Origin of the sequence: Litchfieldia sinesaloumensis (genome assembly GCF_900156865.1) — a bacterium.
GTDB lineage: Bacteria > Bacillota > Bacilli > Bacillales > Bacillaceae_L > Ferdinandcohnia > Ferdinandcohnia sinesaloumensis.
Genome location: NZ_LT732529.1, coordinates 1,401,804 through 1,419,088 on the forward strand (window position 1 = coordinate 1,401,804; position 17,285 = coordinate 1,419,088).

The following is a 17,285-nucleotide window of genomic DNA, read 5'->3' on the forward strand; positions in this document are numbered from 1 at the left end:
GCTTTTAAACTACCTATCTACTTAATTGCATGTGCAAATCTAATTTTCGCATGCTTTTATCGGTTTTTTGCTTTGAAAACATGCGCAAGTGGGCATTTTTTACAAATATAGCAGCTTTACAACGAAAAAATTCCTTTTATTAGATCTTACGCATGCTTTTAAACTACCTAGCTACTTACATGTATGCGCAAACCTCTTAATACCAACTGAGTCAATGCAAACAAACAAAAAATCACCAATTTCCAACACTACCTAACCTCTATTTTTGTATTTCCCCCCGGTTTTCACGACTATTTATCCAAATTAACTAGCCCTTTTTTCGTTTTTTGGTACAATTAGTTTTTAATTGGAAATTTTACTAAATGAGGGGCAAGCTATGTATCAATTTAACCGAACGATTTTCGTAACCTATTTAATTGCCGTGCTTTTGATCATCGGTGGATGTTCACAGCAGGAGGAAAAACCATCAAAGGAACACGAGAACATACCTGAAACCGTTGAAAAAACAGAACCAATACAAGAGGTGGTACCTCCTCCCGTCGAAGAAGAGATTACAACAACCGACACACTATCAGAACTCACCGTTCATTACATCGATGTGGGCCAAGCCGATTCGACGCTCCTCCACTATTCTTATGAAGGTGAGGAATACACCATCCTACTCGATGCTGGTGATTGGAACAGGAATGATGTCATCAATTACTTACAAGCTCAACAAATCTCTGAGATCGATATTGCAATTGGAACACACCCTGATGCAGATCATATCGGACAGCTTGATCAAGTTCTCGATACGTTTACAGTCGGAGAAGTATGGTTGTCAGGAAATACGAGTACCTCACAAACGTTTCAGCGGTTGCTTCAAGCGATCGAGCAGAACAACGTCGATTACTATGAACCTAGACAGGGCGATGAATTTGAGGTTGGTCCGCTTGAAATCAACGTACTCTACCCTATTTCTATTTCTGAAAATGACAATGAAGAGTCGATTTCACTAAAATTCACATACGGAGACGTTTCTTTTATTTTTACAGGTGATGCTAGTACGAAAGATGAACTACGAATGATCAGTGGGAATGTAGACGTAGATGCAGATATCCTCCATCTCGGTCATCACGGTTCGAACACCTCTACTCACCCTAGCTTTCTAAAAGAAGTAAGTCCATCAGTTGCCATCTATAGTGCTGGAAGAGACAACAGCTATGGGCATCCGCATAAGGAAGTCGTCGATTTAATTCAAGGTGCAAACATTCCACTTTACGGAACGGATGTACACGGAACCATTATTATTAAAACAAATGGTAAAACCTACGAAGTACTAACCAAAAAGGATGGTACAGTTACACCCCCTTCTACGGGAAGTGGAGCTGCTCCAAAACCTGAAAAAGAAGAAAAACAAGTCCCAAGTGGTGCATGTATTAATATTAATACCGCGAGTTTAGAGGAACTACAAGAAATCATTCATATAGGGCCTGAACGTGCAGAGGATCTAATCAACTCAAGGCCGTTTTCATCGATAAATGAGTTAACACGAATAAATGGCATTGGTCCGTCAAGAATGGATGATATTAAATCGCAAAATCTAGCTTGTGTAGGAGGATAACATGAAAGGTTATGTAGATCGAATTGAAGACAATCAGCATGCTGTTATATTAGTAGAAGAAATCAACAAGGAATTTATTATCCCTATCAACAAATTGCCAGCAGATATATCACCAGGCGCATACGTGGACCTTACGATTGAAAATGAAACAATCACATCGATTAAAAAAAATGAAGATGAAACCAACTCACAACAACAAAAAGTCGAAGATATGATGTCAAAACTCCGTAAAAAGAGTTCAGGAAGTAAATTTAAGAAAAAAAAGTAATAAACAATACCTCATACAAAAAAGGAATATATTACATGTGATAAATACATTTTACGAAACACGAAAAATACGGTATTGTTAATATGTCATAATTATTGTCACATAGATTTAACGTTTTAGGGGAACTACATGGCTTGCGTAACAGGAATACATAACTTTTGACATGTCTTCCCCTTTTACTTGCAATTATGTGAACATTTATACACACTCTACCAGCATTTCAATCTAGATAATGTTTGTGGAAATTCAACAATGAAGGAGAATTGGAAATGTCAGAAGTATTGACTCAAGAAAAAGAGGCTGTAGGCACAGAGAAAACAGAATTACTTGATCAATTGTTAAAACCTGAAGTTCAGGAATCACTTACAACTTTAGTGGAGCAGTTACCTAAGTTAACAGAGGCTGTTAATCTCTTAACTAAGACGTATGACTTAGCTCAACTAGTAGCGACGGACGAAGTCCTCAAAAACGATACAGTAAGCGCAATCAAAGAGATTTCTGAACCTGTTATTGGCTCAGTTAAATCAATTGCTGCAACGGCTATCGAAGCGAAAGATCGTGCTGATGCTTCAGATGAAGTAATCGGTCTTTTTGGTGTTCTAAAATTATTGAAAGATCCAGAAGCACAAAAAATGCTACGCTTTGTAAGCGCGTTTTTAGAAGTTCAAGCTGAACGTAAATCTTAATTTCTAGTACTCTATTTATTATTTAGTAAGGACGGAGGATAAATCATGTCAAGAAAAATCGTCATCTTAGGTGCAGGTTATGGTGGTCTATTAACTGCTCTAACATTACGTAAATATACAAGTAACGAAGAAGCTCAAATCACAGTGGTAAATAAGTACCCTACTCACCAACTTATTACGGAATTACACCGCCTTGCGGGTGGTACTACAACCGAAAAAGCAATATCTTTCCCATTAACAAAGCTATTTAAAAATAAAGATATCAACGTGGTAATCAGTGAAGTAACCTCTTTCTCAGTGGACGATAGAGAAATTCACCTTGCTGATGGTGCGGTATTGGATTATGACAACTTAGTTGTTGCACTTGGTAGCCAAACGGGTTATTTTGGTATCCCAGGTCTTGAAGAGAACAGTTTCGTTTTAAAATCAGTTGAAGATGCAAACCGCATTTACCAACACATTGAAAGCAAAATCGCTGCTTATGCAGAATCTAAGAATCCAGCAGATGCAACGATTGTAATCGGTGGTGGCGGATTAACGGGTGTTGAACTAGTTGGTGAAATTGTTGACCACTTCCCTAAAATTGCTAGACAATACGGTGTAGACTTCAATGATTTAGACATCAAATTAATTGAAGCAGGTCCTAAAATCTTACCAGTTCTCCCTGATGACCTAATCGGACGTGCTACTGAGAGCTTAGCAAAGCGTGGCGTTGATTTCTTAACAGGCCTACCTGTTACAGGTGTTGAAGGAAATAAAATTTCCCTCAAAGATGGTTCTACCATCGAAGCAAACACATTTGTATGGACCGGTGGAGTTGCAGCACTTCCAATTGTTCAAGAATCTGGTCTTGAATGTGATCGTGGAAAAGCTGTTATTGACGAATACTTACGCTCTAAATCACACCCAGACGTATTTGTGGTTGGTGATGCGTCTGTGGCACTTCCATCTGATGGAGGTCGTCCACTATATGCTCCAACTGCTCAAGTTGCATGGCAAATGGGTGAAACATGTGGGTACAACCTCTTCGCTATCCTAAAAGGTCAAAAGCTTGAAGAATTTAGCCCTATCAACTCTGGTACTTTAGCAAGTCTTGGACGTAAGGACGGCGTAGCATCTGTTGGTAGCAATAATATTCCATTAAAAGGTCTTCCAGCAAGCTTAATGAAAGAAGCAAGTCATGTTCGTTACCTATCACATATCAAAGCCCTTTACGGCTTAGCATATTAAAATTTAAAATTCAGAAAGGCCGATTTCCGTAAATGAAAATCGGCTTTTTTTATCATCTTACCTTTTCGCTATTCCTTCTGATTCATTATGGTCTGTAGCTAAGGGTGGCGTGCTAGACAAGGAAGCTATCTCTTCCCATTGCCCCTTTTCTAGCTTTATATCAATAGACGCAAGTGACGGTTCTAATTGTTCTAGATTTCTCGCACCAATGATTGGCGCTGTGATACTTGGGTGATGTCTTACCCACGCAACTGCAAGAGCTGCTGGATCATAGCCGTTTACGTTCGCATAGTGAGTGAATCTCTCCGCTGTTTCGTAATAATGCTCTTGGCCATATCTCAGTTGATAATTTCGTTGTTCGATTAGCCTGCCTTCATTCGGTCTTTTTGTTCTTCCATATTTACCGGTTAAAAGACCCCCACCTAATGGGCTGTAACTGATTACCCCAAGTTGTTCTGATTTAGCTAGCGGCAGTATCTCAACCTCGGCTTGTCGTTTCACTAGATTATACATCGGTTGGATGAGTTTGAATTTTGCTAAAGCCTTCCGTTCTGAAATCCCTAGTGCTTTTGCAATTTGCCATGCTGCCCAATTGCTAACCGCAGGATAGAGTATCTTCCCTTGCCTCTGTAAATCATCCAAAGCAATGAGTGTTTCCTCGATATCCGTTTTATCATCAAATCGATGAAGGAAGTAAAATTCAATTCGATCGGTTCCCAACCGTTTAAGGCTTTGTTCGATTGATAGAAAAATATGTCGTCTTGACGTTCCCCCTTCATTAGGACCATTCCCAGCAGGAAAACCAACCTTGGACGTTAAAACAATGTCGTCACGGCAGCTTGAAATCAACTTTCCGAGTATCTCTTCTGCCCTTCCTTGATTATAAATATTGGCTGTATCAAAAAAGTTAATGCCAACTTCTCTACTCCGATTAAACATCGCCTCGGAAGTCTTTTCATCTGCAATCCCACCAAAGGACATAGTTCCAAAGCACAGCTCTGACACGTTAATTCCGGTATCAGCTATTGTTTTATATTCCATAAGGACCCCCTGTTTTTCTATTAGTCTATGACTACTTTCCTTCTACTATTGCAACCTTTCGATATTGGCTACCCGGATGCGTATTAGGTAATAAGTTTCTACCAGTACCAAATAACTTTTCTCTAAAGGTTCCCTTTTCATATTCTGTTTTATAAATTCCACGACTCTGCAGCTCAGGAATGACCAACTCTACAAATTCCTTTAGGTTTTCTGGTGTGACAAGATGCGCTAGGTTAAAGCCATCCACACCACTTTCTTCAAATTGAAATTGAATCGCATCCGCCACTTCTTGAGGATTTCCGACTAGCACATGATTCCGATCGATTGTTTCAAATCGATTTAATACCTCTCTAACGGTTAATTTTTTCGGTGCATCTTTTGTAAGGGATGCAGCTCTTGATTGGCCATGCTCAGTATGTTTATATTCAAAAGGCTGATCTAAATCTGTATACTGTGATAAATCGTACCCGCTTGATCCACCATATTGAGCTTTTGCTGCATTAGCACTCCAATAACGAGCTAATTCCTGGTACTTTTCCTCTGCCTGTTCAGTTGTCTCTCCAACAATCACATTCAAAAATGTAAATGCCTTAATATCTTCAGGGTTTCGGCCATATTTTTGGGCTCGTTGACGGATATCATCAATAGACGATTTAATTTTTTCGACTGACCCGCCAACAAAAACACATTCCGCGTGTTTGGCTGCAAACTCTTTGCCGCGTTCTGATGTACCTGCTTGATAGAGAACAGGGGTACGTTGTAGGGATGGCTCACTTAAATGAGGACCCTCTACAGAGAAATACTCACCCTGATGATTGATTTCATGAACCTTATTTGGATCTACCAAGACTTCTTTAGCAACATCCCCGATTACTGCATCGTCCTCCCAGCTCCCTTCCCACAGCTTATACGTGACTTCCAAAAACTCGTCAGCCAATTCATAACGTGCATCATGCTTCAACATTTCGGGTAAACCAAAGTTCCTTGCTGCATTAGGAAGATAGGAGGTCACGATATTCCACGCAATTCTTCCTTTTGTCAGATGGTCGAGGGTCGAAAAGCGTCTTGCATGACCAAACGGATGCTCATAGGTCGTACTGACGGTCACGGCAAACGAAAGATGCTCGGTTACACTTGCCATAGCTGGGACTACAAAAGCTGGATCATTTAGTGGCACCTGAACTCCATCACGAATGGAAGGAGCTTTACTTCCCTGATAGACATCATAAATTCCTAGCACATCTGCAAAAAATACAGCATCAAACTTCCCTTGCTCTAATAGTTTGGCTAGCTCAATCCAATAATCCAAATCCTTATATCGAACATGTCGCTCACTCTTTGGATGCTTCCAAAGCCCGTGTGAATTATGCATCGCACTTGTCATATCAAATACATTTAATCGTATTTGCTTCGTCAAAATATCCATCTCCTTACTGATCTATTTATTGTTTATTTTTAATGCTTTCCTCTAATTGCTTTAGTGTCTTTTGAAGATCTTCAGCTGGGATATCAACGACAATACTTCCTCCGTTTGTTTCTTTTTTAACAGCTTCTATCACATCAGCTTCTTGGTATAGCTTGGCAATCGTTTTGTATGTTTCATTGTCTTTATCCTCTTCTCGAACTGCAAATACACCTACATAGGGTCTTGCTTCCTCACTTTTGGGGTCATCATATAAAAGCGAATCCTTAAAATTCAATCCGGCTTGACCAGCAATCCCGTTATTGATGAGAGATGCGGCAACGTCCTGAAGCGCCTGTGCTGTTTGTTGCGAAACAACTGGAATGAATTCTAGGTTTTTCGGGTTCTTTTCAATATCATCTAACGTACCGTAAATACCAACACCCTCTTTTAACTCAATCAGACCAGCAGTTTCTACTAAACTTAATCCTCGACCAAGGTTTGCAGGGTCATTAGAAATCGCGATTTGCGAACCATCAGGAATCTCAGATAGATCCTCATATTTTTGAGAATAAATCCCTGTCGGAGTAATGGTCGTAGAGGCAATCGGAACAATTGTAAAACCATTCTCTACATTCGCAGGAGCTAGAAAGGCAATATGTTGGAATGAATTCATGTCAATCTCTCCGTTTGCTAATGCCGTGTTAGGCTGAATGTAATCGGAAAACTCAACCAACTCAATCGTGATCCCTTTTGCCTTTGCTTTGTCTTCGATTAGCTTCCAATAAGGCCCATCAGCACCAGTCACACCGATCTTTACTACCTCTTTGGATTTTCCAGAGGTACTATTGTTGCATGCTGTAACGATTGAAACTAAAAACACCATTGATAATAAGATAAGTAAACGTTTTTTCATTTTGTGTCTCTCCCTTTGTTAAAATTATCTTCGTAAAAAGAATCGTGATAAAAAGTTCCCCAAAAACTGTGCGATTTGAACAAGTAGTATTAAAATAACTACTGTGACAATCATGACGGAGGTATCAAATCGCTGGTATCCGTATGTCATGGCAAGGTCTCCTAAACCTCCGCCACCAACTGTTCCGGCCATTGCAGAGAAGTCAACAAGCCCAACCGTAACAAAGGTGAGACCCAGAATAAGTGGACCCAACGCTTCCGGTATAAGTACGCCAAATATAATTCGTAACGGACTTGCACCCATCGCCTGTGCTGCTTCAATAATTCCCGGTTCAATTGATACAAGGTTATTCTCTACAATCCTAGCTACCGCAAAGCATGCCGCTATTGTCATCGGAAAGATAGCAGCAGCCGTTCCAATCGTCGTCCCCATAACGGCACGAGTTAATGGACTAAGTGCAACAAGTAAAATAATAAATGGTATGGGTCGAACGATGTTCACAAGTAAATTGAGTACGAAAAATATGTACTTGTTCTCCAGGATGTTGCCTTTACGTGTAACGAAAAAGAGTACGCCCATCGATATCCCAATAATGCTTGAGAAAATTAAAGTAAAGAGTACCATCAAAATGGTTTCACCAGTTGCTTCAACAATACGAGGCCAAAATGTAGTCCAATCAACTCTCATGGTTAATCACCTCCCTTACTTCAACAATTTGTTGGAGATCATTTATCACTTGCTGCACGAGTTGATCAGAACCCTGAAATTCAACTATCAGACTACCAAATAACTGATCTTGTAATTCATTAATACTTCCATAAATAATGTTAAAATCAATTCCATGCTTCCTTGTGACCCGAGACAGAAGTGGCTCACTAGCAGCCCCGCCTGTGAAAATGACGCGATATAATTGACCTGAATGATTTTTACGAAGCCTTTCTAAAAGTTTGCTAGATAACTTATCGTTGAGTACGGAACTAATAAAGTTCTTCGTCGTTTTCGATTGTGGGTTCGAAAAGATCTCATACACATTTCCTTCTTCGATGACAGCACCCTTCTCCATTACAGCCATTCGGTGACAAATACTACGGATGACATGCATCTCATGTGTAATTAGCAAAATGGTAATATTATACTCTTCATTCACCTTGCGTAGTAAATGAAGGATTTCACCTGTTGTTTCCGGGTCCAACGCCGAGGTTGCTTCATCACAAATCAGAATGTCAGGTGAAGTCGCCAGTGCTCTTGCGATCCCAACCCTCTGCTTTTGTCCACCTGAGAGCTGTTCTGGATATTGTTCGGCCTTATCCTCCAATCCCACAAATTGCAGTAATTCATTAACACGAGTTTCAATTTCCTGCTTTGGCACCTTTGCTAGTTTCAGCGGATAGGCGATATTTCCATAAACCGTACGTGAGTTAAACAGATTAAACGATTGAAAGATCATCCCTATTTTTCTACGTACCTTCCGCAGATTTACTTGTGATAGACTTGATACATCGGTATCGTTCACCAATACCCTTCCTGATGTTGGGCGTTCAAGCAAATTTACAAGTCGTAGCAATGTACTTTTACCAGCCCCGCTAAAACCAACCACCCCAAAGATTTCACCTTTTGAAATGGTTAAAGAAACATTTTGTAACGCTTGAACCTCCTTTCCACCTGAACTAAAAACCTTACTAACTTCGTCAAACGTAATCACTTTGCAATCCCCCTCGAATGTAGTGCTTTTTATTACACTTTTAAAAAATCCATGAAAAAAAGACATCTCTATTCCAATGTCATCAAAGAATCAATTGGATAAAGATGCCTTTAGTTGTCTAATCGGCAATAGATATTATTTTTACAAGGTAACGCTTAATTTACATCCCCCTCTCAAAACCTTCCGTGTCCTGGTTGACCAATAAACACATTATTTTAGCAAAAAATAAAACCCTCTTCAGATAAGAAGAGAGTTTAAAAGGCACATTCATTCATCTCTTCTTATCTATCAAGCTCGTCGCTTGCAGGATTTGGCACAGTACTATATAGTCTGTTGCCGAGGCTTCAAAGGGCCAGTCCCTCCACCTCTCTGGATAAGAATTCATCGCTAATTAAATTGTAATTAGTAATTTACATGGAAAAACCTTACTTGTCAACAAGTATTTTTAAAATTCATTTTATTGGACTTTTTCATGATAATGATTTTGCCATTCTGATTATCTATTGTCTTCTCATTCGAAATTATGACGAAATATTATTTCATTAAATCTTTATACTCCTCGACATCATCAAATTCTGTCCCAATATAGATTGGGGTATCATCGATATTTTTCAGTTGAATGGGTATACCTTGATTTAGTTTTTTTATAACGATTTCAAAGGAGTTATCACGATTTAAGTTAATTTCAATTTCTTGCACTTCACCGTTTATTTTATACAAACCCTTTTTTATTTCTTCATAGGTTCCCTTATCCACTTGTCTGTTATCAATGTATTCTACAAAACTATTATCTCTAGGTTGGAACGTCATTTGAATCATATATCCGTCGACATGTTCGCTTTGATAAGATCCTGCTAGAGATGGTGATCCAATAGAAGAACAACCGATTAACAGTAAACTAAATACACAAGCTAATAATATATTTTTTCTCATATTATGACTCCCTTTACTACAAAAGGCAAACGGATATGCTCCCGTTTGCCCTCTCATTTAGAATAATAATAGACCAATCGCAATTGGAATGAAGCTATAGAAGAGAATCATGACACAGTAGCCCATGATATCGCGAATATGCAAACCGGCAATCGCTAGTGCAGGCAAGGCCCAGAATGGTTGAATCATGTTCGTCCAAGCATCTCCCCAGCCTACTCCCACGGCCGTTTTCGCAATATCTGCATTAATCGCTGCCGCTGCTTCAATCATAATCGGTCCTTGAACAGCCCACTGTCCACCACCTGATGGTACAAATACGTTAATCAGCCCACCACTGACGAATGAAAAGAATGGCAGCGTCTGTGCATTTGCAAATGAGACGAACCAAAGAGCAATCTCCTGTGAAAGCCCTGATAATGTAACCATTCCCATAATCCCAGCATAGAACGGAAATTGAATAATAATACCTCCTGCATTTTTCACTCCGTTCGTAACCGTATCTAGGAACTGTTTTGGTGTCTTATGCAACATAATACCTAAGAATAAGAAAATAAAGTTTACGATATTAATATTTAAATCAAAGCCTTTTGTAACAAAATGATAGACGATAAAAGCTAAACCCATGATACCAATCAACATCGACACGACGACGCTGTTTTCGATTTTCTCTGCTGGTGTAGATGGATTGAACGATTTAGTTGTTGAAGGTGTATCATCTGGTAGCTTCCAACTAGTGCGATCTTGTTCGATTGCATTAGAGCTTTTCATCAAGAATCGATTAAAGATTGGTAATGTGATAACAAGTGCTGCCACAATAAAGAGATTGGCTGGACTAAACAAGGTTTCACTTACTGGAATAACTCCCATTTTATCTTCTAAAAAGTGACCAGGTGTTGCTACCGTCAACGGAATCGATCCTGAAAACCCACCATGCCATACCAGAAATCCACTATATGCTCCAGCTACTAAAATACGAAAATCTGCAGATGGTACTTGCCTAGCCACGTGGATAGCAAACAAAGCTCCCACTACTAAGCCGAATCCATAATTTATTAAACATGCAATCGCGGATACAAACGTGACAAGCATGACGGCATGAACTGGTGTTTTTGCCACTTTACTCAATCTAGCTAGAAAATTCTTGATAACAGGTGCGTTTGCTAGCACATACCCAGTTACTACAACCAAAGCCATTTGCATTGTAAAGGCAAGTAAATCCCAAAATCCAGTTCCCCAATGTGTAACCATCTCGACAGGTCCACTATCCGTAAACAAGATGCCTATTACAAACACTAAAAACGTAAGAATAATAGCAAAGATAAAGGCATCCGGAAGAAAACGCTGAACGAGTCGAACGAAGAAATTTGTTAACGCTTTCATTTATACACTCCCTTTCAATGTATTTACTACATTCTATTCGGAGTAGTTGTTGATTATGAGACGAGTTAGTTTCTAAGCCTTTAGGTAAGAGAAATGATCCAGACTTTATATTTCAAAAATAGTCTAAAATGCCTATCTAAAGAATATAGTCAAGTAGATTCGTAAAGGAGTGAGGATTATGGCAAAGATGATTATTATGTATGAGGAACCAAAGGATAAGGAGAAATTTGATAAACATTATTTCGACGTTCATGTCCCACTAGGAAGAAAAATACCAAATATTATTAAAGATTCTGTTCATCGCGTCGTGCATTCTCAAGGAAGTCATTTAAACCTGTATCTGGTAACCATCTTAGAATTCGAGAACTTAGAAAAATTAATGGAGGCATTTAACAGTCCCGAAGCAAAACGAGCAGAAGAAGACGGTGCAAACTTCTTTCACTACTTACATAAACCACCTATTATAACGATTGTAGAGTAGGAACAAAGGTACAGGTCCTGCCCTTTCGTTATCTATCATTCATAAAATCCCACTATTGATAAATTTTATTAACAGCCAAAAGTAGTCTCATCAAACAATCATTCTGTCGAACTACTTGTAAAAATGCTCACCTCCACAATTCATATGCTATAATTTGTAGAGTAAATTAGAACATAGAGGTGACCATTATTGGCAATACATGTTGTACTTTATCAACCAGATATTCCAGCTAATACAGGAAATATAGCCCTTACTTGTGCCGCAACGGGTTCAGCCTTGCACTTGATCCGACCACTTGGATTTTCAACAGACCCGGAGATGCTACGACGTGCGGGTATTGATTTCTGGGATGATGTGAACATTACGTATTATGATTCGTTGGATGATTTTTTCTTAAAAAACGAAGGTGACTTTTACTTTATTGAAACGTTTGGAGAAACAACACATACCGCTTTTGATTTCAGCGATGCATCAAAGGAACATTATTTCATGTTCGGAAAAGAAACAACGGGTTTACCGAAAGACTTGCTAGAAAAAAATAAAAATCATTTCTTGCGGATCCCGATGAATAATCATGTTCGTTCGCTAAATCTTTCGAGTACAGCTGCGATATTAGTGTATGAGGCATTAAGGCAGCAGGGATATCCTAGTTTAAAATAAAATAAACGGGAGAATAGAAAGATAAATCTCATACAAAAACACCGGACATATTTTAGTAACGGTGTTTTTGTGTTTATCATTATTTAACCAAAACCCTTAACAGTCTATTTTCTTCACTCTCATCTTAGCTATTAAATTTATGAAAAACTCATAACCAAATGCTACAAACAATCCAATCCAAAAGATAACAAATGATGTTAATGGCTCACTTCCAAAAAGTAAAAAGTAAATATAATTAATAAATAAGAGCAGCATATAAGTATAAAAACCAAGGATTGCTCCATTTCTCCAATTATTTTGCTCTGTTTTAGACATTTTTCTAAAGAATTTCATTATTTCCTCCCAAAACATAACTTTATTTGTGCGTTCTATAAAACTGCTTAATTTTCTTGGAACAAACACTACTTTTACTTGAATTAGAAGGTCTTTTAAGTTTGTTAGTAGATGTAATCAAATATTCTTTGATAGCCAAAGGGTAATACCGAAGCTACAATAACACCTATCCCCATTGAAAGAGTTGTATAAACAACGAATTTCCGAAGTGAAATTTCATTTCTCTTATAAGCTGTTATTATTGCTTTCATCATACAAAAGACAGTAATTATTATAACGATAGCTGAAAAAATACTTACTAAAATTACCTCCATTGTGTACCTCCGATTCAAATATTATTCTCCTATTGATTGGCTTAGGTGGAAGTTTCTTACTACCATAGATAGCATCTATTCACATTACTTTAAGTACATTTATTCAGATTATTAAAGGAATCTGCGAACATTATTACAATATTCTTCGTATTTTTCACCGTAGAGTGTTTTCAAGGATGCCTCTTCAAGACGAATTTGTCGATTAAAAAGCCAAAATCCCGCAAGTACGTACAGTAACAATATCCAATTTGGTAAAATCAAAAATACACCTATTAGAATAATTCCAAATGCAGTATAAATGGGATTGCGGCTAATCGCAAAAACTCCTGTTGTTATAAGTTCACCAGGTTTTTCTTCATCAATTCCCACTCTAAAACTTTTCCCAAATGAAACTAAGCTAAACAAGAATAATAATAAACCAAGTGCGCATAAACCTACACCAACCCAACTAATAATCTCATTTCTAAAAAGTTCATCGCCTAGTTTTGGCAAGTCGAAGACACCTGATAAAATTAGATAAAAAAATAGTAATGCAAATGGGATAATAACGAAATCCTTCTTATCTAGCTCACCAAACCTAAAAGCTTTTATTTCATTTTTCTTTAACTGTCTAACACGAATGATCACCATTGCTATTAGTAAAACAAATGTTAGGATTGCAAAGTATCCCTGCATAAACACACCACCTTTTATATAATTCTACTCACATTCATGAGCGACTGTTCTCTTCAAATTATCGCACCCTTAAGTGAAGAAGGCCAATCCCCTTTTCTGTTTTTAACTAACTTTCACTATTAGTAGAATAAGTTCCACAAAAAAAGGGATAATCCTTCTTGGACCATCCCAACCGTTTATTTAAGTACATATGAAACCAACAGCTATCCAAAGTGATTTTGAAACCACCAGACAATAAGAAGCATGCTCACTATTCCCCAAGCTGTGGTACACACTATCCACCAAATTATAGATTGGGCTCTTTTTGAATTTTCCTCGTCTGTCATATTTACTTTTATAAAAGCGAGCTTACTTTCCATCCCTTTTTTCATAGAAATAAGAACAACAAATCCAGTTATTATGAAACCAATCGTTATCCAGAGTAAAAGGTCCACGATTTTTACCTCCCTTTTTGTGTTTTACATTTTCTAAAAGCTGCTCTTCAAATATCGCTCGTTTAAATTTCATGGTTATGAAACATCAAAATCCTAGCGATTTGGTTAATATCACTAGGATGAAGGACTAACTACTTATAAATCTTCAATTTTTTCTATGTCTTCTGCAGATAAGACGAAATCGAAAAGATTTAAATTAGATGCTTGATTTTCACGGTTGTGAGACTTAGGAATAACAATCACACCACGTTGGATTTGGTATTTTAATAAGACTTGTGCACCAGATTTATTATAGGCTTTACCGATTTCATCCAATACTTCTTTTTGTTGGACTTCGGCTTTCATAGGCCCCCACGCAACAGGTGTAATACCCTCGTCTTTTAATACAGCAAGGAGATCTTTATTAGGTTCTTTTAAGTTAACTTGTATTTGATTAACAGCTGGCTTCACATTAGCGAATGTTTTCAGTTCATCTAGATGATTTTTGCCGAAGTTTGAAACGCCGATTGCTTTTAGTTTGCCCGCTTCATAATATTCTTCAAAGACTTCCCAGGTGTTTTTAAGCTGCACTTTGTCTTCGATAGGGAAGTGAATAAGAAGCAGGTCTAGATAGTCTGTTTGAAAGTTTTTTAGACTGTTATCAATAGCCGCTCGAGTTGCTTCCTTTGAAGAGATATATTCTTCGTTGCCTGGAACTTTTGTCGTAATGAATAAATCTTCTCGAGGCACTGTGCTTTCTGCTAAAACTCTCCCGACAAGTTCTTCGTTTCGATAAATGATGGCCGCGTCTATTGAACGGTAACCCAACTCCAGGGCTGAAATGAGTTCAGGCATTTCATTTGTTAACGTCCCGTTATACTCATTATTTTCTTTTCCATACGTATTTGTGCCTGTACCTACAATTGGCATTCTTAACCCATTATTTAGTGTTATGTATTCCATATTTTTAGCACTCCTCTGTATATTCTACTTAATTTTACTTACAAAGTGCATTATACCAAATTATAGAAAAAGCAACATGAGAGAAGTCGTAATTCTATTTTGAGCAAATCACCCACTAGCAAAATGTTAAAAGGGCATATACGTACCATCTTGATAAACCTTGTAATAACCTAAGTTTCCTGTTTTGCCAGATACACGCGTAGAGATTGAAACAAGTTGGATTGTATAGTATGAACCGTGATCATCTGATGCAAGTGTCTCGTCTACACCAAATGAAATATCGTCTTCTTTCCCCTCCGGAAGCTGCTTTTTTAAATGTTCGATTGCTTTTTCCCCACTTGAAATAACAATTTCCTGCTTTCCTTCACTACTATCGGTTTTCGATTTGCTATCGTTAGACGAACCATTTGATTGAGTAGAATCTGATGTGTTGTCTGGTTTTGACTGATTTTTGGTTGATGTAGTGTTATCAGGTTTACTGGTATTCTGTGATGGCTTTCCTTCATCTTCTTTGGCAGATTTACTTCTATTCAGTTCACTATTTTGGGGACTGGCTGTGCTGTCAGCAGTAGTATCATCATTTGTGTTTTCTGTAATCTTATCAGATTTCAATTCTTCTTTAGGAGACACTGTTTCATCTGATGATTTACTACAAGCAGTCATTCCTGCTACTAAAATCAATAAAGTTGCCACGATTAAAAGTTTTCTTTTTTTCATTATTGGGACTCCTATCTTTTTTAAAAAACATTTCTAAAGATTTAGTTAAATGTGGTTAACTCTTCAGAAATAGAATTCAAAAATTCTTTTTCAAATTTAATATAGTATTTCTCATCTATCATTGTATCTGTCATTCCATCTACTAATGATACGGATTGTATCGAGGAAAGTTCCATTTTATTTTCTACCAATTGTTCAACTGGAAAATCCCCTTCAATTTTATTCGTATATTGATTTAATTGGCTTTGTGTTAATCCGGTTATTGTTTGATTTACTACTGCGTTAATGATCTTTAATAGGTTTTCTTCAGCCAATCTTCTACCCTCTGTAGCTGCCATCATTAATGCCACAATCTCTTCTCCATTTAAACGATTCGTCCCTTTTTTGAATTCAAATGACACTTGGGATATAGCTCTTACTTCAATATCTTCTTCCAGTTCGTAATCTACACCGTTCACTGAATCAATCAAACTTGAAAAGGTTTCTAAATCCATAACAGCATAATGATCAATAGGTAAATCAAATAGCTTAGAAACTGTAGTTTTAACACTTTCAGCTCCATCCGAACCGTACACATAGGCAAATGTCAATTTATCATGAGTACTAGAACCATCATTCTTATCGATTGGAACATACGTATCACGAGGGAGCGATAGAACCTTCATCTTCTTTTTATCTTTACTATAGGTAAGTAATAGGTTAATTGGAATTCGATCATTCTCATCCTTCACCATAAACAGAGCGGTGAAATACTCGTCTTCTTGAGCTACGACGCCACTTGCATTATTTTCATTGTTCTCGTTATTCACATTTCCAAGAAATGAAGGAATAAACAAAACGATGCACAAGCCAACAACTAATAAAGAAGCTGTAAAAACGGAAAATTGTTTTGAAATAGAAGAAAAAGATTTCTTTTGTGATTGATTACTATTTTCGTGATTATGAATCTGATCAAACACTTTTTTACGGTCTTCCTTCGTAAATCTTAATTCGTCAAAAGAAATAGGAGTTAATTTACTTTTTAATTGTTTATCATCCATAAAATTCAGCCTCCTTTATGATTGACTTTAATTTTTGTCTTGCTCTTCTTAATCGAGTTTTCACTGTATTAACAGAAATATCTAGTACATTAGCAATTTCCTCTGTCGATAATGATTCATAGTAATATAGATAAATCACTTCCCGATATATTTTCGGAAGAGAAAAGATATTCTCGATCATTTCTTCGTTATCATGTTTCGTAAGAACTGATTTCTCTGTTGATGGTAAAATTGATCTTGTTGTTTCATTAATAAAGCTTCTTACTTGTACCATTTTATAATTCCAACTTCTTAAATAATCTTTACACTCGTTAATTGTGATCCGATAGAGCCACGTTTTTATTTGAGCGTCATATCGGAACGTATCAAGGTTTTTGTAGCATTTAATAAACGTATTTTGAACCATATCCTTTGCTAACTCTGCATCTTTCACATACGAAAAGGCCAATCGAACCAACTCATCACCATATTCAATCATCATTTTTTCTAGTATGTAATCTTTCTCTTCTCTGTCCAATCTACTACCCT

General features: G+C 37.4%; 21 protein-coding genes and 1 riboswitch. Of the genes, 6 read left to right on the forward strand and 15 right to left on the reverse strand.

Features of this window, described 5'->3' with window-relative positions; translation table 11 throughout:
• Window positions 1-376: 376 nt before the first annotated feature.
• The 4 genes from CZ490_RS06845 (at window position 377) to CZ490_RS06860 (ending at window position 3,787) form a co-directional block, all read left to right on the forward strand.
• Entirely contained in the window at window positions 377-1,603 is a 1,227-nt protein-coding gene (locus CZ490_RS06845; protein ID WP_077618199.1) for an MBL fold metallo-hydrolase, read from the forward strand.
• A 1-nt stretch (window position 1,604) separates the two neighbouring features.
• Window positions 1,605-1,871 (forward strand): DUF3006 domain-containing protein, encoded by a 267-nt coding sequence (locus CZ490_RS06850; protein WP_077618200.1) that lies wholly within the window; start codon window positions 1,605-1,607, stop codon window positions 1,869-1,871.
• A gap of 269 nt (window positions 1,872-2,140) precedes the next feature.
• The gene (locus tag CZ490_RS06855; protein ID WP_077618201.1) at window positions 2,141-2,557 is read left to right on the forward strand and encodes a helical membrane plugin domain-containing protein; all 417 of its coding nucleotides are present in this window, start codon (window positions 2,141-2,143) and stop codon (window positions 2,555-2,557) included.
• A 45-nt stretch (window positions 2,558-2,602) separates the two neighbouring features.
• Window positions 2,603-3,787 (forward strand): NAD(P)/FAD-dependent oxidoreductase, encoded by a 1,185-nt coding sequence (locus CZ490_RS06860; protein WP_077618202.1) that lies wholly within the window; start codon window positions 2,603-2,605, stop codon window positions 3,785-3,787.
• Window positions 3,788-3,844: 57 nt separating this feature from the next.
• On the opposite strand, the gene CZ490_RS06865 is transcribed toward CZ490_RS06860, so the two are convergent.
• From CZ490_RS06865 to CZ490_RS06895, 7 genes are all read right to left on the reverse strand, one after another.
• Window positions 3,845-4,828 (reverse strand): aldo/keto reductase, encoded by a 984-nt coding sequence (locus CZ490_RS06865; RefSeq protein ID WP_077618203.1) that lies wholly within the window; start codon window positions 4,826-4,828, stop codon window positions 3,845-3,847.
• Window positions 4,829-4,859: 31 nt separating this feature from the next.
• Entirely contained in the window at window positions 4,860-6,245 is a 1,386-nt protein-coding gene (locus tag CZ490_RS06870) for an LLM class flavin-dependent oxidoreductase (RefSeq protein ID WP_077618204.1), read from the reverse strand.
• 25 nt (window positions 6,246-6,270) lie between these two features.
• Complete coding sequence (locus CZ490_RS06875) at window positions 6,271-7,146, reverse strand: MetQ/NlpA family ABC transporter substrate-binding protein (RefSeq protein WP_077618205.1); 876 nt, start codon at window positions 7,144-7,146, stop codon at window positions 6,271-6,273.
• 24 nt (window positions 7,147-7,170) lie between these two features.
• A complete protein-coding gene (locus CZ490_RS06880) occupies window positions 7,171-7,833 on the reverse strand; it encodes a methionine ABC transporter permease (RefSeq protein WP_077618206.1) in 663 nt (220 codons plus the stop codon).
• Complete coding sequence (locus CZ490_RS06885) at window positions 7,823-8,848, reverse strand: methionine ABC transporter ATP-binding protein (RefSeq protein WP_077618207.1); 1,026 nt, start codon at window positions 8,846-8,848, stop codon at window positions 7,823-7,825. Before CZ490_RS06885 ends, CZ490_RS06880 begins: the two co-directional genes overlap by 11 nt.
• A 278-nt stretch (window positions 8,849-9,126) precedes the next feature.
• Window positions 9,127-9,228: riboswitch (SAM riboswitch) on the reverse strand.
• Between the two features lie 154 nt (window positions 9,229-9,382).
• The gene (locus CZ490_RS06890; protein ID WP_077618208.1) at window positions 9,383-9,781 is read right to left on the reverse strand and encodes a hypothetical protein; all 399 of its coding nucleotides are present in this window, start codon (window positions 9,779-9,781) and stop codon (window positions 9,383-9,385) included.
• 57 nt (window positions 9,782-9,838) lie between these two features.
• Window positions 9,839-11,161: a short-chain fatty acid transporter gene (locus tag CZ490_RS06895; protein WP_077618209.1), complete on the reverse strand. Its 1,323-nt coding sequence runs from the start codon at window positions 11,159-11,161 to the stop codon at window positions 9,839-9,841.
• 178 nt (window positions 11,162-11,339) lie between these two features.
• Between CZ490_RS06895 and CZ490_RS06900 the strand changes: the two genes are divergently transcribed.
• Both CZ490_RS06900 and trmL read left to right on the forward strand, forming a co-directional pair.
• Window positions 11,340-11,642 (forward strand): EthD family reductase, encoded by a 303-nt coding sequence (locus tag CZ490_RS06900; protein WP_077618210.1) that lies wholly within the window; start codon window positions 11,340-11,342, stop codon window positions 11,640-11,642.
• Window positions 11,643-11,831: 189 nt separating this feature from the next.
• Window positions 11,832-12,302, forward strand: a complete 471-nt coding sequence (gene trmL / locus CZ490_RS06905) for a tRNA (uridine(34)/cytosine(34)/5-carboxymethylaminomethyluridine(34)-2'-O)-methyltransferase TrmL (RefSeq protein ID WP_077618211.1) — start codon at window positions 11,832-11,834, stop codon at window positions 12,300-12,302.
• A 96-nt stretch (window positions 12,303-12,398) separates the two neighbouring features.
• Here the strand turns inward: trmL and CZ490_RS06910 are convergent, their stop codons facing one another.
• The 8 genes from CZ490_RS06910 to CZ490_RS06945 all read right to left on the reverse strand — a co-directional run bounded on the left by CZ490_RS06910 (window position 12,399) and on the right by CZ490_RS06945 (window position 17,274).
• Window positions 12,399-12,635: a hypothetical protein gene (locus CZ490_RS06910; RefSeq protein WP_077618212.1), complete on the reverse strand. Its 237-nt coding sequence runs from the start codon at window positions 12,633-12,635 to the stop codon at window positions 12,399-12,401.
• A 104-nt stretch (window positions 12,636-12,739) separates the two neighbouring features.
• Window positions 12,740-12,967 carry a hypothetical protein gene (locus tag CZ490_RS06915; protein WP_327078403.1) on the reverse strand — a complete coding sequence of 76 codons (228 nt, stop codon included), beginning with the start codon at window positions 12,965-12,967 and terminating at the stop codon, window positions 12,740-12,742.
• A 93-nt stretch (window positions 12,968-13,060) separates the two neighbouring features.
• Window positions 13,061-13,624 (reverse strand): methyltransferase family protein, encoded by a 564-nt coding sequence (locus CZ490_RS06920; RefSeq protein WP_077618214.1) that lies wholly within the window; start codon window positions 13,622-13,624, stop codon window positions 13,061-13,063.
• 203 nt (window positions 13,625-13,827) lie between these two features.
• On the reverse strand, window positions 13,828-14,058 hold the full coding sequence (locus tag CZ490_RS06925; RefSeq protein WP_077618215.1) for a hypothetical protein: 231 nt from the start codon (window positions 14,056-14,058) through the stop codon (window positions 13,828-13,830).
• A gap of 135 nt (window positions 14,059-14,193) precedes the next feature.
• Window positions 14,194-15,000, reverse strand: coding sequence for an aldo/keto reductase (locus CZ490_RS06930; RefSeq protein ID WP_077618216.1), 807 nt, complete (start codon window positions 14,998-15,000; stop codon window positions 14,194-14,196).
• 126 nt (window positions 15,001-15,126) lie between these two features.
• A complete protein-coding gene (locus CZ490_RS06935; RefSeq protein WP_077618217.1) occupies window positions 15,127-15,717 on the reverse strand; it encodes a hypothetical protein in 591 nt (196 codons plus the stop codon).
• A 41-nt stretch (window positions 15,718-15,758) separates the two neighbouring features.
• On the reverse strand, window positions 15,759-16,757 hold the full coding sequence (locus CZ490_RS06940; RefSeq protein WP_077618218.1) for an LCP family protein: 999 nt from the start codon (window positions 16,755-16,757) through the stop codon (window positions 15,759-15,761).
• Complete coding sequence (locus CZ490_RS06945; RefSeq protein WP_077618219.1) at window positions 16,750-17,274, reverse strand: sigma-70 family RNA polymerase sigma factor; 525 nt, start codon at window positions 17,272-17,274, stop codon at window positions 16,750-16,752. The genes CZ490_RS06940 and CZ490_RS06945 overlap by 8 nt, the downstream gene beginning before the upstream one ends.
• Window positions 17,275-17,285: the final 11 nt, after the last annotated feature.

Coding starts and splice junctions, on each gene's coding strand:
- CZ490_RS06920 (WP_077618214.1), bottom strand. CDS start 13,624: ATGCAGGGATACTTTGCAATCCTAACATTTGTTTTACTAATAGCAATG.
- CZ490_RS06865 (WP_077618203.1), bottom strand. CDS start 4,828: ATGGAATATAAAACAATAGCTGATACCGGAATTAACGTGTCAGAGCTG.
- CZ490_RS06930 (WP_077618216.1), bottom strand. CDS start 15,000: ATGGAATACATAACACTAAATAATGGGTTAAGAATGCCAATTGTAGGT.
- CZ490_RS06855 (WP_077618201.1), top strand. CDS start 2,141: ATGTCAGAAGTATTGACTCAAGAAAAAGAGGCTGTAGGCACAGAGAAA.
- CZ490_RS06890 (WP_077618208.1), bottom strand. CDS start 9,781: ATGAGAAAAAATATATTATTAGCTTGTGTATTTAGTTTACTGTTAATC.
- CZ490_RS06880 (WP_077618206.1), bottom strand. CDS start 7,833: ATGAGAGTTGATTGGACTACATTTTGGCCTCGTATTGTTGAAGCAACT.
- CZ490_RS06935 (WP_077618217.1), bottom strand. CDS start 15,717: ATGAAAAAAAGAAAACTTTTAATCGTGGCAACTTTATTGATTTTAGTA.
- CZ490_RS06895 (WP_077618209.1), bottom strand. CDS start 11,161: ATGAAAGCGTTAACAAATTTCTTCGTTCGACTCGTTCAGCGTTTTCTT.
- CZ490_RS06910 (WP_077618212.1), bottom strand. CDS start 12,635: ATGAAATTCTTTAGAAAAATGTCTAAAACAGAGCAAAATAATTGGAGA.
- CZ490_RS06850 (WP_077618200.1), top strand. CDS start 1,605: ATGAAAGGTTATGTAGATCGAATTGAAGACAATCAGCATGCTGTTATA.
- CZ490_RS06900 (WP_077618210.1), top strand. CDS start 11,340: ATGGCAAAGATGATTATTATGTATGAGGAACCAAAGGATAAGGAGAAA.
- CZ490_RS06875 (WP_077618205.1), bottom strand. CDS start 7,146: ATGAAAAAACGTTTACTTATCTTATTATCAATGGTGTTTTTAGTTTCA.
- CZ490_RS06940 (WP_077618218.1), bottom strand. CDS start 16,757: ATGGATGATAAACAATTAAAAAGTAAATTAACTCCTATTTCTTTTGAC.
- CZ490_RS06860 (WP_077618202.1), top strand. CDS start 2,603: ATGTCAAGAAAAATCGTCATCTTAGGTGCAGGTTATGGTGGTCTATTA.
- CZ490_RS06845 (WP_077618199.1), top strand. CDS start 377: ATGTATCAATTTAACCGAACGATTTTCGTAACCTATTTAATTGCCGTG.